Below are 13,620 nucleotides of genomic sequence, written 5' to 3' on the forward strand. Positions count from 1 at the left end.
GGTATGTGTGCTGGTGGACGTATTGTTAATTATTTAAAAGCCTTAATTGAAGATAAGCGTACTGATATTCTGTTTGTAGGTTATCAAGCTGAGGGAACTGCAGGGCGAGATATTCAAACTTACGGGACACGAAATGGCTATGTCGAGCTAGAGGGTAAGCGCTATACGATTAATGCCGCTGTACATACGATCTCGGGTTACTCTGCGCATGCAGGTCAGGAAGACTTACTGAACTTTGTGCAAGGCATGAAAGCTAAGCCTTCAGAAATAAGAATTGTTCATGGTGATGATGACGCGAAGAAGGCTTTAAAGCAGGCGCTACGGGAATTATTGGGGGAAGAGGTAGGTTTAAGTATTCCTTAAAGAGTAACGTAGCCATAGAAAAGGTATTAAAAAACAAGCTATTCGCTAAGAAGTGCAGAACAGAGCAGGCTGATATAATCTTTCACATTATAGTATTTTTGCTTTGCAAGTACGGCTTCTAACTTTTTCCAATCAAGGTTAAGGTAGTCATGAATGATGGCGTTTCGCATGCCTATTGCGCCGCGCATTTCATTTATTTCAGGAGTGGTAATGGCGAGTTGTTCGTAGATTCTTTCAATGCTAGCTCGGGCTTCCGAAGGAACAGGTTTAGATATCTTCTTGAGATAGTGCTTTGAGCAGCCAATAGCAGCCTCGATAAGAACCTGTAGATTCCTTTCTACAGCGCTACGTTCGTTAAATGTTAAGGGGCGTTTCTGAATGGTGCAGGCCAACTCATCCAAACCAGCCAAGTGCTGAGCGACTTGTTCTTTGATGGCAAATACATAGGCTTGGTATGTCGACATAGTAAATTCTCTGGAACGCCGTTTAAGGATAATGTTGCTGGTGTTCATGGGCATATTCACTCCATAATGACCATATTCGCTGTTCTTCGCTATGAAGGCGCAAGTCATTGCCAATGTAGAGCGGAGTGCCGAGATCAATAATGTTGTAAGCCAATGGCACGGGCACTGAGTTAATATCAACGATTGATATATTCTGGTCTAGATTATTTGACCATTGATACTCAAGGTCTTGAATGAATTTGTCTGCTTGATTACATTCCTTATGTAGCGCTATCGCTAGGTCATAATCACTCGCGCAATCAGCGGTATGATTCGCTTGTGAACCATAAAGCCAGACAAGTTCAATTCGACTCGCTTCTTTAAGAGAGAGACTCTTAAGTGCATCAATAGTTTTATTACTAGGTGCCAAGTTCATTGTGTTGTTCCAGCAATAGGGTTTATTGATTTTAACCAATATTTTAGGATGGGTCTATTCGTCGTGGTTGGAGAGATATTTTGGATAACATTATGAAAAACTGTTTGAGTTTTCTCATTTGCTTCTTAGTTTTTCTTAGCATGCCCTTGAAAGCCGAGTGGCATGAGTTTTCTGCAGAGGTGATGACGACCAACTTAAGCTTGGAGTTTTGGTTAGACGATAAGATTAAAGCAGAGAAGGCTAAGCGCGCAGTGCTGAATCGCTTTAATGATATCGAGGCAAAGATGTCGCGGTATATTTCTGAATCTGAGCTCTCCAAGGTAAATAGACTTGCCTCTGAGCAAGCACTATCGATATCGACTGAGCTGTTTAGCTTACTCGAAAAGTCATTGGCTGTGTCGGCTTTATCCCAAGGTGCCTTTGATATCAGCTTTGCCTCTGTGGGTTTTTTATATGACTATCGACAACAGGCGCAGCCATCTGATTCTCAAATCAATGCAAAGTTGCCAGCACTGGATTATCGCCATATTGTTTTAAATAGAAGTGCTCAAACAGTACGTTTTAGCTCTCCTGGAGTCGTTCTTGACTTAGGCGGAATAGCTAAAGGTTATGCTGTTGATGAAGGCATTAAGATGTTGAAGACCTTTGGTGTTAAGCATGCGCGTTTAAGTGCGGGCGGCGATATGTATCTTCTGGGCGGAAAGGGCTCAAAGCCTTGGCTTGTCGCGGTGCGTCACCCTAGAAACAAAGAAGAAAACTCCGTTGTTCTGCCTTTATCGGATGTCGCTTTATCGACTTCAGGTGACTACGAGCGATTCTTTATCGATGATAGCGGCGAAAGGGTTCACCATATTATTTCCCCAAAAACAGGCCGGTCTGCTCGGAACGGTCTGCTAAGCGTTTCCGTTCTCGGGCCTGATGTGACGACTACCGATGCGCTATCGACTGCCGTGTTCGTATTGGGGTTGAAAAAAGGTTTAGACTTGATAAATAAACTAGAAGGTATTGACGCGATTATGATTGATGAACGGCAAAGGGTTCATTATTCCAATGGTTTGGGAAGGCCTTAAGTTCAAGGAGGCGGCTAAGGCTTTCTTAGGGCTCTTTTCTCCTGTAGCCTTGGTCTTTAAATCATCGAATCGTATCTCGATCCTTGCTATAGTGATTTTCAAAATATTCATCTTTAAAGAATTAGGTAACGCGTCATGATGTCTGTCTCAGATATTCGCTGGCAACAACGGTTTAAGAACTTTCAGCGAGCTTTTCTTTTGCTACGTGAAGCAGTGGAGTCAGATATTGCTTCGTTTAGCCAGTTAGAAAAGGAAGGTGTTATTCAGCGTTTTGAATATACCTTCGAACTAGCGTGGAAGGTTCTCAAAGATAAAATGGAATTTGATGGTATTATTCTTGACCAGATTTCACCTAAGTCGGTTGTTCGCCAAGCGTATCAAAGTAAGTATATTAATGATGCCGAGACCTGGTTGAGAATGATCGGAGACCGAAACCTTATGAGTCATACCTATGACTTTTCGAAGTTCGAACAGGTTATTGATTCCATAAAAATTAGTTATTTGCCTATGCTAGATGAGTGGTACACATCACTCTTAGAAGAAATAGTATCATCATGAGTCAGTTCGGCTTGAGTGAGCAAACTCTGAGCGAGATACGAGATATATATCTAAGTATGAGATGATTGATTATGCAAAGCTTTATGGCTCTAGGGCGAAAGGGAATTATCATGAGCGAAGTGATATTGATATTGCTGTCGTCGGCGATAATATTGACCGTTTTACGAGCTCAGCACTAGCGTTAGATTTTGCAGATTCTGATATCCCGCTTGTAGTCGATGTGCATTGCTTTCATGACATTAAGAACTTGCAGCTACGTGATCACATTGAGAGAGTTGGCCAAGTAATTTATGAGTCAAAAGGGGCTTAGCACTTTAGGTGCCCCCCCTTTATCGTCTTACTTATTCATCAAATCGTCCCATTTACAATAGGTGCCATTCCAACCAGCGTATCCCTAAGAGTAGAACTTCCCAGCCCGTGATAACTCAGTACATTTTCGAAGTTGCCTTGCTCGCCGTGTAGTGCCATGTAATTCAGCATAACGGTTTGAACTAGTAGGTTAACGTTATTGGCAGCAGGGCTTGATGCGGTTTCGACTGATGCGTCGCTACGCATATAGCCAACCTGGTTGCGTATCGCAGTAGGGCGACCGTTGCCGCTAGGGTCATAGACTAGGTAGAACGCTGCGGCAGTTGATTGGTTATCGCCTGTCCATACACCTTTGCCACGGCCTTGTTCAGAGTTATCCACCATGCCATTACTGGCGACTGAACCGTCAGAAAAGACGTAAAGCATAAGCGGTACACCAATTCGTGCTGCGTATTCCAGGCAAGCGCCCATGACACGTCCTGCTCTTAAGTCACGAGCTTCACCTGTCGAACGGTTACCAGTATGGTAGTCATAACCACCCATGGTGATTGTACCAGCACCGGCATAGCCATTGATCACGAGTTTCATGACCGATGCGGCTTTCTGGAATTCGCGGTCATTGAGAAATTCTTCACTACTAAAGATACCGCTTGCTCCGACAATATCCGGGTCTTGTACCGGGTCGAGGTCAGCAGGGTTGCCAAAACGGTCTGCCAGGTCGGCACTTTTTACATAGCCACAGCGTACAAGGTCTTTTACGACTTCGTCAGTGGTAACATTTACGCCAGCGCTAGGAAGGCCGGTATTCATCTGAGCCATTTTCTTATCGCTGATACGTTGAATAGACTCCATTACCGCGACGGCATCTTCCTGGCTTAGTAGGCCGATCAAATCACCGACATCGACCAAGCCCGTAACATCACTTGGGCGGTCAATTTTAGTCGGGCGCACCTGCGGGTTAATCATGTCCATTGGTGCTAAGGAGTTGCCGCCAGAATCAGAGCTTCGTGAGCCAATCAATGTTAAAAGTGAACCATCTGCACCGGCATTATGAATGCCATAAACCGGGTTATGGGGGTTATTGCCTGTATCGTTTTCTGAACGTGCCGGGATTACCACGCCGTTAATCGCAGCTTGGGTTGCCGCAGAGGTTCGTTCCTGAATCCCGCGTAAAAATTGGCTATCTGAATGAAAGGCTAAGCCCAGGGATTCATCAACGAAGTCATTCGTAGTGCCATCGGTATTGTTTACCTGAGGTAAAAAATCCGGCGGGATGCCAAGTTTGCTATAGCCTGCTGTGCTGAGCATGTCTTTTTGTCCGCCCGAACCGCCAACTAATACATTGGAGCCGGCAATATTGGCACCGCCTGCCAGGTCAATACAGATAAAAGGGATCTTTCCGGCCCCTTGGACGGCGATTCCACAGCTATCTTTTAAGGCTTCAATATCTGAAGATAGCGCGGCCGAAGCATTACGTGGTGCTCCGAAAAGGCTGAATATTGACGAGCCAAAAACGGTAGCGCCGCCAGCCATGAATCCATTGGCGATAAACTCCCTACGTGTTTTAGGGCGTTTATGGTCACTGTGTATCAAAGGTGCGTTGATATCCAGCGTTTGTTTGAGTGTTGGTTTGATAATCATAATCTCATCCTTCAACTGAATAGTATTTATTGCACAAGCGTTGTAGCGCTGCCTAGTACGGCTGCGCAGGCTGCTTTGACCACAATCTCGGTTCTACCTTCGGGACAGCTGCTGTCAGCTGAGCAAGCGCTAAGCGTATCAATCAGGCTGTTTATCTCATCATTAATATCGCTGTCGCTAGGTTGAGTGTCCAAGCTAGTACCAACAAAGTTGCTTAGGAGGGCGCTTGAAATCTGGCTACGGCCATCCGTATCAAAAGCGGTATTGGCATTTTCACTAAAATTAAAGCTGCTAAAGAAGCTAGCTCTTAAGCTTGTGTCATCAACCAAGGCGTCACAATATTGAATGGCTAACTGAGTGACGGCCATTTGGTGGGCCGATAAGAAGCCTTCGATATTCTCTATCGTTGGTAGCTGTTGTTTCACCGTATCAAAAGTGCTTTTTACATCGCTATCGGTTGAGGCAACACCGGTCATCACAGACATCGATGCATTGATTTCATCGAAAGTGCGAAGCCCTATTTCTGACGAAGCAGGTAGGTCTTCAGGTTCAGCAGGCGTTGGGGGAATGTCTTCCTCTTCATCGCGCGAGCGGCTGCCAATCTCCGTAAAGCTTAAGAAAAACTCGTCTTCATCGGCTGCTTTATCCAAAGGAACGATGGTTCCCAGGTTAGATAAAACTTGCCCGTTACCCGCTACATAGTCTTCGTCGTTCAAACTAATGTTTAGGTTTTGGTAGACTTGTCCAACATTTACTTCTTGCCCGTTGATGGCGATCTTCATGCCTCTTAAAGTGATGTCGTCTAGTTCAACATTGTCGTTAAGGCTGACAAAGCGTGCATCAGAGAATAAGTAGCTAAAGCTATCAAACTGGCTGGCTTCAAAGAAAATAAAGTCATCGGCTGTGTCGGGGTCATCGGTATCCACAAGATGAGATACACCAAATAGCATGTAGAATTTCTCACCTACGCCGGAGTTATAGTTTTGGGTGATTTGCTCTTGTGTTAACGCACGGCTATGAATAGCTAGCATCCTTAGCGTGCCTTCCCATAGTTCGTTGCCATCGGTTTCATTACCCAATACGAGGGCAAAACTTTCGTTCCAACCATTTAGAAGGCCAGGGGCTACGCTGTCTTCATCTTCGGTATAGACACCATTAACATAGAGCTTTCTGCCTTGTGTCGCGGAGTAGGTGGCGACAACATGCTGAAGGCTGGCTTGAAGTCTTTCATCTGCATCGGCGGTTGAAAGTGCTTCGTTGAAGTCGTTAGTAGTATTGTAAAAGTCGTAGTTGTACAAGGTCTGTTGCAAAGCAAAGTTACGAGAGCTGGCCGAGCCCGAGTACGACACAATGCGCGAGTCTTCCTGCGTAACATTCGCTGGAACAACCCAAGCCTCTATAGAATATTGAGACGTGCCACGTATTTCATCGTAGAGCTTTTTACTGTCTTCGGTCTTGCCTTGCGCTTTACCGTTGCCGACACGGGTATTGGTTTCTTCGTCGATATACGAAGCGCCAAACTTAATGCCCCAACCGCCGACCCACTCGACGTTGCCGCTCAATTCAAGGTTGATGGCCGGGTCTACACCGCTGGTGTCGTTGGCAAGAGTACCTTCACCGGCTTTGAACTCGTATAGGGCAATCACATCATCTTCATAGCGGCCACCTGAGTTGGCAACGATGCCGTCACCCACCAATACAAGTGCTTTACTGGTAATCAGTGTTTCGTCAATCGCGGCGGCAGTGATCGAATTAGAAAAGGCTTCGATCGCTGTTCTCATTTCAGTTGATGAGGCTTCACAACCAACTTCCCAGCAGTTATGAAACTCATTGAGTAAGCGTTGTACTAGTCGGGAGTTGCCGGGGGTTTCCAGGCTGATTCGACTCTGAGCAGCCAGGTAAGAGGTGTCAACATCGGAGCTGCCAATAAAAGGAGTTTGCTGGCCTTCGACATGACAGTCACTGCAATACTCTGTGAGTAGAGGGTAGACAGTGCTTGAGTAGCTTAAAGTATCCTCAGGGAAGGACTTACTGCTCCCAGGGTCTTTGATTTGTGGAGAGCGTAGGATGATTTCATTAGTGCTGGCAGTATTGTCACCCACCCAATTTTCGACCCACCCAGTGAGAATCGTTACACAGGTGCCGATATCGGTGCCACCTTGTCCGTTAGATGCCCAGCAATTATGGCCGTTTGCAACTTTCGTGATAAGAGCCGATTCTGCCGGGTCATCTCGATCGATCAAGCTACTGGCATCAGCAAGTGCCAGGTTAACGTCGTCGAAGCGTGCGAATTTAGGGGACTGACCATCAGCACCGTGGCAAGCGCCGCAGCGGTTTTCAGTAACGATATTTTCCCAAAACTCGGTCTGAAACTTTAGAGCATCGTCAGTTTCTGGCGCAGGGCCTAGATACTCATCGGTACTGGTGTTTTGGCTAGTGTTAGGGTTGTCGGTATTTTCCTGGCCGCTGTCAGTACCGCAGGCGCTAAGTAGAATTAGGGCAAGGAGTGATAAACAAATGCTTTTTAAGGTATTAGTTGCTTTCATTGTCATATCCTCCTATTCGCCCATGCAGTAGGTGGCTGAATCTGCAAAGACTCTTTTGAGTTGATATCCACTGTTTTTGAATGATGTGACCATTGATGCAACTTCAGCTCGGTCAGCAGCGTCTGATGGTTCTCTTAGGCAGACATTCTGGAAAACTTTTTTCACTTGGCATTCGGCAAAGGCTTCGGAATGTGCAAGTTCTTGTGCCATGGATGCAGCGCCATTTCCAGAGCCGGGGAGGGTGGAATCCCATCCCAGTAACTGGTTTCTTCCTGAGCGCCAGTAATTCTCCCAGCTGTCATCTGGCGTGATATAGCCAAACTCAAAGTTGTTAGCGTTGATGTGATACTTTGCTTGTACGCGGCTGCCAGTGCTCGCATCGGTCATGCCTTCCTGGTTATAGACCATTTGGCCGTTTAAACCCTCTGGGTCATTCTCAACATTGTAATCATAGTTGTAGTAAGCAAACGCTTGGGTAAGAGGGTCCATGCCGTTATGACAACCTACACAGCTGTTTAAGAAGATTCTGCTGTCGCCACCAGGGCTACGCGAAACATCTTGCCTGACGCGGTCAGGTGGTAAGGAGGTGTCGTTAAGTTGCTCCATATCGTTGCATAAGTGGTTTAACACGGTAAAACGGAACAGTGCACGATTGGTACCGTCTTTCATGAATGCATGAGCGGATGCGCGCGTGGTCATGATACCGGCAGCGGCAGCGCTAGGGATGTTGTATTGTTCCGACTGAGTGCTGGCAATCAGATACTCTTTTAGGCTGTGTCCGCCATCTTCCAGAGCTTCATAATGCGCGTTGCTACTGATGCTCGGGTTTGGTAGCCCAAGTGAAGAATTTCCGACATAGAGCACGTCGCTATATAGAACTGACCGAAAGTCTGCGTCATCGCGTACTAAACCAATTACGGTTGCCATATAGTCATTGAAGGGCACAAAGCTGGACATGGCTTCATTTGTCCAGGGGGCTGCAAGGTTTTTTAGCGTAACGTCATAGAAAGCAGTGTGTTCCATTGCCGTATAGGCCGCATTGCTAGCTTCGCCCGCCAAAATATCCGCCGCCATAGAGTCGAGTACACTTGCAGTAGGGGGCACACCCGCTATTCTGTCATGTATACGTTTAGCTTGCTCTCGTTCCCCGGCCGTTAGAGTCGAGCTCACGAATAGTGTAGAGAGAAGTATAAGTGACAGAAATTTCATGCGCTGGTGCATAAGCTTAATTTTTCCGATCAATGTTTTTGTATATGCTGGCGTCATAGCTGCTTGCCAGAAACCGTCGTGCTTAATTTGTTTCAGTAGCTTAGGTAATACAGGAAATACATTCATAGCTTGTTCCTTCTTTGGATCGGAGCTTATTTAAATTTGACCCAAACGCTCTATGTTTGAAGTTTAATTGAAGATGATAGACGCTTTTTGTGTGGCAGTGCTCACCATTACATTGCGTAACTCAAATGCGCTGGAATGTACTTAGGAAGAAGACATACTGAGAGACATAATCCTTGTCTAAGTCCTTAACTGGGCTCGATTATGTCGAATAGGGAGAATATTGTGAAGCATGTCAGGTTAACATTTTTTTACGTTTCGGTTTTTCTGAATCGTGCCTTCAAAAGGCATTTTAGATTACCGAAGCCTTCAAGCCCCGGCTATTTGAGACGGGTATTGTTGTGCCTTGTTGCTATTACCAGCCTGCCTCTTATTGTTGCCTGTAGCTCTGATGGCACGGATCCTGTTGTAGTTGACTTACCTTTAGCCTATATAGAAAGACCTATAGAAAACGATGAGGGCGAAGTTGAGCCAGATAATGCGGCTGAGCCGCAATCGTTTCGTCCTGGTGCTGTTTTATACCTAAAGCAAAAAGCATCACTTGATGCTCAAACGGTGGATATTTCTTCGGCAGCCTTTGCTGATGAATCGTTCTTAAACGACGACGGTGAGCTGCTCTACGATGTACGTGACCTCAGTACTTCTTATGATGGTAAGAAACTACTCTTCTCGATGCGTGCGCCAGAGATAGAGAATGCCGATGAAGAAGATCAGCCTACTTGGAATATCTGGGAATATAATATAGAGAGCAGCACGCTCCGCCGTATTTTTGATAGTACGCTGAATGTCAGGGCTGAAGATGGGCATGATATTTCACCCAGCTACCTTCCAGGTGATCGTATCTTATTTACTTCAACGCGCCAGACGCGTGCCAAGGCTGTTTTATTGAATGAAGGTAAGACGGGTTATCCTGCACTTGATGAAGAGCGAAATGTACACGCCTTTAACCTTCATATTATGGATGGTGATGGACAAAATATTCAGCAACTTACCTTTAACCAAAGCCACGATCTAGACCCTATCCTGTTGAATAACGGCAAAGTCCTGTTTTCTCGTTGGGATAACGCGGGGCAAACACGAAACAATGGTGTTAACTTATACGAGATTAACCCCGACGGTACAGGCTTGAATTACCTCTATGGCCGCCATTCCCATGATTCAGGTGAAGACGGTGACCAAGTTCAGTTCTTGAAACCTAAAGAGTTAGAAAACGGTAATATTGCGGTTTCATTGCGTACCTTCGAAAGCGCTACGTTTGCCGCACAACCTCTCGAGATTAATTTGGATGAATTCATTGATGCAGACCGTGCCATCGATGGCAGTGACGCAATTGAAGGGCAGGCGCAAGTCGCGATTATTGACGGGGTCACCTCAAGTGATGAACAAACGATAAATGGTCAGTATGGCGCTTTTGTACCGCTTTATGATGGCTCAAACCGTTACTTGGTGAGCTGGAGCTTATGTCGTGTTGCCCTGATCGATATCGATGCTGAAACAGATGGTGATCAACAAGGCCAGCCAGAATATTGTACCGAAGAGAAACTCGCTTCAGATACCTATGAAGCCGCGACACCTCTCTATGGTTTATATGTCTATGATGCGAGCGATAAGACCTTAAAAGTGGTTGCCTTACCGAGTGAAGGTAATCGCTACGATCAGGTGATGTTGGTTACAAGTCGGCCAGAACCGGAAGACTACGTTCCAGTAGAGTTGGAAAACTTTGGTAATGGTTTAGGAGCGATTCATATTCGCAGTGTCTATGACTTTGATGGTGAAGATACGTCTCCTGCCGGTTTAGCGGCGCTTGCTAATCCTGAGGTGACAGAGCCTTCTGAGCGTCCTCAACGTTTTCTAAGAATCGAGAAGGCTGTTTCAATACCTGATGAAAACGTACGTGATTTTGATAACTCCGCTTTTGGTAGAAGTCGAGCGCAATCTATGCGGGAAATCCTGGGTTATGTTCCTATTGAACCAGATGGATCTGTAATGGTGACCGTACCAGCCAATGTTGCTTTTGCACTTAGCGTATTAAATGAAAAAGGGCAGCGTACTAGTGAGCGTCATCAAAACTGGCTGCAAGTCGCTCCAGGGGAATTAATAGAATGTAACGGTTGCCACACGGGTGCAAGCGAAGTCCCGCATGGGCGTAATGGCGCTGGGCCTGAACCGGTCAATACGGGGGCAGAGACTGTTGGTCTTCCTTTTCCGGGAACGTCTCCTGCCGGGCCTGATGAAGATACACCCTTTGGTGTGCTAATGGGGGAAACCATGGCGCAGGCCTATACCGAAAATTATGGTATTCGAAATCTAAGCCCTGATATTACTTATACTGATGAGTGGGTCGTTCCTGCCGATACAGACAATGATATTAGCTATGCTTATGAAGATTTAACGACACCAATGCCAATTAAGGAAACTTGTGAAGGGACTTGGGGACTAGGGTGTCGAATAGTGGTGAACTATGAAACACATATTCATTCTCTATGGTCGGTGCCGAGATCACGTATCGTCGATGAACTTGAAGAAGACCGTACCTGTACATCCTGTCATAGTAATGTAGACAGTGAAGGGGAAACTCAAGTTCCGGTTGAGCAGTTGGATTTGAGTAATGGTCCTTCAACTGACGATCCAGATCACTATAAGTCTTATCGTGAGCTATTATTTAATGATAATGAAGTTGAACTGGTTGAAGGCATTTTAATTGACCGCTTAGTCGATAGCGATCAGCCAGTGTTGGATGACGAAGGTGAGCCGCTTCGTGATGAATTCGAAAACATTATTTACGTCCAGGAAACTGTACCAGTGGGGCCAACTATGAATACAGCAGGTGCTTTGAGAAGTGGGGAATTTTTAGACTTGTTTGAAGCAGGTGGTTCTCATGAAGGTGATCTCACTTTATCCGAGCTTAAGTTGATTTCTGAATGGTTGGACCTTGGGGCGCAATACTTTAACGACCCTTTTGCGGCACCAATTAACTAGTATTGATTACATAGAGATTTTCCTCGTGTGTAGAGAAGAGTTGAACGTTGCATGATTAAAAAAGGATATTTATGTCAGGCTTAACACGCTGCCAGTATTCTTGCTTGGTGGTCTTCATTTTGTCGCTGTTCTCATGGCCTGTTTTAGCCAGTGAGGCCGAAACTCGTGAAGACCATGCCGGGTCTACCGTATTTGCGCCTCAGCTTAAAGTGGTACTTCCTTTTGTGGAATGGCGCACAGGCCCCGCGCAAGGTTTCCCTGTATTCCATATCAGCGAAAAAGGGGAGTGGCTAGAAGTTTCAACTCGAAAGACGGAGTGGTTAAAAGTTCGTGATCGCAAAGGTAATGAAGGTTGGTTGAATATTGCTGATGTATTGCAGATGGAAGACGCTAATGGCGAAACTGTGAAGATCACAGAACCAGTCTTTGATGACTTCAATACACGTCGCTGGGAAGCAGGTTTGATGAGTGGTCAGTTTGACAAAGCAGCCCTTAATTCGGCTTATCTGGGCTATTGGATGACCAACAACATATCTCTTGAATTATGGGGGAGTCAGGTGCTGGGTGATTCGGCTGAGATAAAAGTCGCAAGCGTGAACTTGCTTCATCAGCCATTTCCTTCCTGGAAGTTCTCACCGTTTTTTACTTTAGGGGCGGGCATGGTATTTATCAGCCCCAAGGCGACCTTATCTGAAGAAGCAAAGCGGGACGAAGAATCTATTCATGCCGGTATAGGGGCACGATATTACTTGAGCGACCGTTATTTTGTTCGTATGGAAGTGAAGGACTATAAAATTTTTACTAACCGTGAAAGCAACGAAGAAGCGACAGAATGGAAAATTGGATTAAGCGTGTTCTTTTGAAGAAGCGCAAACAATGTATTTGGTTGATGGTTTTAACCCTGTCAGCGGTGGTGGGGAATGCTTGTGCTGAGCAACATAGCCCATTAATAGAGCCTGATGTAAAGCCGGTAGTGCTTGATGAGGCAATGATCGACTCAGAGAATTTTGAGCTCGGCGTATTTACCGGCGTGATGAACATTGAAGATTTCGAGTCTGCATTGGTTTACGGCACTCGTCTGGCGTTTCATTTAAGTGGAAACCTGATGTTTGAAACGCATATCGGGATGAGTGAAGCAGGGCAAAGCAGCTTTGAGACCCTTGGTGCTGTAGAGGTGTTATCGAGTGATGACCGTGATTACCTTTACTATAACTTTGGGGTGGCATTTAAGCTTCCTGGCGAAAGCTATTTTGGCCGAGATTATGCCTTTAACAATAACGTTTACGTATCTGCAGCTGTTGGTGCAACAGACTTTGCCGGAGAAACCCGTTTAACGGGGGTAGTCGGATTGGGGTACCAATTACTACTGACTGATTTTGTCTCTTTACACTTTACAGCGAAAGAGCACTTTTACGAAATAGATGTCGTAGGGCCTGAGAAAATCAGTTTTAACTCAGAGCTGGGAATGGGTGTGTCCCTGTTCTTCTAGGCATGCTTGGAAGGGTTTAAAAAATGAAAGTATTTACTGAAAAGAATTGAGGGAATCAATATGCGAATGACCATAGCCAAGTCTCTAGTGACAGCCGCTTTGTTGAGTTTATCTGGCCTATCGAGTGCTGAGCAACTGAGTGGCGCGGCACCCGACTTTACGCTCAAAAGTAATCAAGGAAGCAATATCCGGCTTGAAGAGTTAAAAGGAGAAGTTGTGATGCTGAACTTCTGGGCTTCATGGTGTGGGCCATGTCGTCAGGAAATGCCCTTGATGAATGATATTTTTGCCAAATATGAAGACTTGGGTTTTACCATTTTAGCGGTCAATGTGGATGAAGATTCAGCTGATGCAGATCGCTTTTTGAAAGCTGTGCCGGTTGATTTTCCTGTGGTCTATGACTCGACAAGCAAGGTAAGTGAGATGTACGAGGTGGATGCGATGCCGACAACTG

General features: G+C 45.7%; 13 protein-coding genes. 8 read left to right on the forward strand and 5 right to left on the reverse strand.

The window, feature by feature from the left end; genetic code table 11:
• Positions 1-363, forward strand: a 363-nt coding sequence (locus tag A3763_RS26435; protein ID WP_304440855.1) for an MBL fold metallo-hydrolase RNA specificity domain-containing protein, incomplete at its 5' end; no start/stop codon positions are given.
• 38 nt (positions 364-401) lie between these two features.
• Here the strand turns inward: A3763_RS26435 and A3763_RS26440 are convergent.
• Together A3763_RS26440 and A3763_RS27835 are read right to left on the reverse strand one after the other, a co-directional pair.
• Positions 402-827: a DUF86 domain-containing protein gene (locus A3763_RS26440; protein WP_068508475.1), complete on the reverse strand. Its 426-nt coding sequence runs from the start codon at positions 825-827 to the stop codon at positions 402-404.
• A gap of 22 nt (positions 828-849) precedes the next feature.
• Positions 850-1,242, reverse strand: coding sequence for a nucleotidyltransferase domain-containing protein (locus tag A3763_RS27835; protein WP_068508473.1), 393 nt, complete (start codon positions 1,240-1,242; stop codon positions 850-852).
• A gap of 140 nt (positions 1,243-1,382) precedes the next feature.
• Between A3763_RS27835 and A3763_RS26450 the strand changes: the two genes are divergently transcribed.
• The 3 genes from A3763_RS26450 to A3763_RS26460 all read left to right on the forward strand — a co-directional run bounded on the left by A3763_RS26450 (position 1,383) and on the right by A3763_RS26460 (position 3,180).
• A complete protein-coding gene (locus tag A3763_RS26450; protein WP_197475726.1) occupies positions 1,383-2,312 on the forward strand; it encodes an FAD:protein FMN transferase in 930 nt (309 codons plus the stop codon).
• A 135-nt stretch (positions 2,313-2,447) separates the two neighbouring features.
• Complete coding sequence (locus tag A3763_RS26455; protein WP_231872337.1) at positions 2,448-2,870, forward strand: nucleotidyltransferase substrate binding protein; 423 nt, start codon at positions 2,448-2,450, stop codon at positions 2,868-2,870.
• Positions 2,871-2,916: 46 nt separating this feature from the next.
• Positions 2,917-3,180 (forward strand): nucleotidyltransferase domain-containing protein, encoded by a 264-nt coding sequence (locus A3763_RS26460; RefSeq protein ID WP_255375271.1) that lies wholly within the window; start codon positions 2,917-2,919, stop codon positions 3,178-3,180.
• A 38-nt stretch (positions 3,181-3,218) separates the two neighbouring features.
• On the opposite strand, the gene A3763_RS26465 is transcribed toward A3763_RS26460, so the two are convergent.
• Genes A3763_RS26465 through A3763_RS26475 form a run of 3 tightly spaced genes read right to left on the reverse strand, consistent with a single transcriptional unit; the run spans position 3,219 to position 8,701 of the window.
• Complete coding sequence (locus tag A3763_RS26465; protein WP_068633717.1) at positions 3,219-4,820, reverse strand: general secretion pathway protein GspF; 1,602 nt, start codon at positions 4,818-4,820, stop codon at positions 3,219-3,221.
• 26 nt (positions 4,821-4,846) lie between these two features.
• Positions 4,847-7,366: a LamG domain-containing protein gene (locus tag A3763_RS26470; protein WP_082880622.1), complete on the reverse strand. Its 2,520-nt coding sequence runs from the start codon at positions 7,364-7,366 to the stop codon at positions 4,847-4,849.
• A gap of 12 nt (positions 7,367-7,378) precedes the next feature.
• On the reverse strand, positions 7,379-8,701 hold the full coding sequence (locus A3763_RS26475; RefSeq protein WP_231872338.1) for a hypothetical protein: 1,323 nt from the start codon (positions 8,699-8,701) through the stop codon (positions 7,379-7,381).
• Between the two features lie 336 nt (positions 8,702-9,037).
• On the opposite strand from A3763_RS26475, the gene A3763_RS26480 reads away from it, so the two are divergent.
• From A3763_RS26480 to A3763_RS26495, 4 genes are all read left to right on the forward strand, one after another.
• Positions 9,038-11,677 (forward strand): hypothetical protein, encoded by a 2,640-nt coding sequence (locus A3763_RS26480; RefSeq protein WP_197476146.1) that lies wholly within the window; start codon positions 9,038-9,040, stop codon positions 11,675-11,677.
• A gap of 71 nt (positions 11,678-11,748) precedes the next feature.
• Positions 11,749-12,540, forward strand: a complete 792-nt coding sequence (locus A3763_RS26485; protein WP_068511553.1) for an SH3 domain-containing protein — start codon at positions 11,749-11,751, stop codon at positions 12,538-12,540.
• A complete protein-coding gene (locus tag A3763_RS26490) occupies positions 12,510-13,166 on the forward strand; it encodes an outer membrane beta-barrel domain-containing protein (RefSeq protein WP_068553288.1) in 657 nt (218 codons plus the stop codon). Before A3763_RS26485 ends, A3763_RS26490 begins: the two co-directional genes overlap by 31 nt.
• Before the next feature lie 60 nt (positions 13,167-13,226).
• Positions 13,227-13,620, forward strand: a 394-nt coding sequence (locus tag A3763_RS26495; protein ID WP_068760769.1) for a TlpA disulfide reductase family protein, incomplete at its 3' end; no start/stop codon positions are given.

The sequence above is a fragment of the Oleiphilus sp. HI0128 genome (genome assembly GCF_001635365.1).

Excerpts from the sequence above, each read along its gene's own strand:
- A3763_RS26440 (WP_068508475.1), bottom strand. The coding sequence starts at position 827 with ATGTCGACATACCAAGCCTATGTATTTGCCATCAAAGAACAAGTCGCT.
- A3763_RS27835 (WP_068508473.1), bottom strand. The coding sequence starts at position 1,242 with ATGAACTTGGCACCTAGTAATAAAACTATTGATGCACTTAAGAGTCTC.
- A3763_RS26450 (WP_197475726.1), top strand. The coding sequence starts at position 1,383 with ATGCCCTTGAAAGCCGAGTGGCATGAGTTTTCTGCAGAGGTGATGACG.
- A3763_RS26455 (WP_231872337.1), top strand. The coding sequence starts at position 2,448 with ATGATGTCTGTCTCAGATATTCGCTGGCAACAACGGTTTAAGAACTTT.
- A3763_RS26465 (WP_068633717.1), bottom strand. The coding sequence starts at position 4,820 with ATGATTATCAAACCAACACTCAAACAAACGCTGGATATCAACGCACCT.
- A3763_RS26470 (WP_082880622.1), bottom strand. The coding sequence starts at position 7,366 with ATGAAAGCAACTAATACCTTAAAAAGCATTTGTTTATCACTCCTTGCC.
- A3763_RS26475 (WP_231872338.1), bottom strand. The coding sequence starts at position 8,701 with ATGAATGTATTTCCTGTATTACCTAAGCTACTGAAACAAATTAAGCAC.
- A3763_RS26485 (WP_068511553.1), top strand. The coding sequence starts at position 11,749 with ATGTCAGGCTTAACACGCTGCCAGTATTCTTGCTTGGTGGTCTTCATT.
- A3763_RS26490 (WP_068553288.1), top strand. The coding sequence starts at position 12,510 with ATGGAAAATTGGATTAAGCGTGTTCTTTTGAAGAAGCGCAAACAATGT.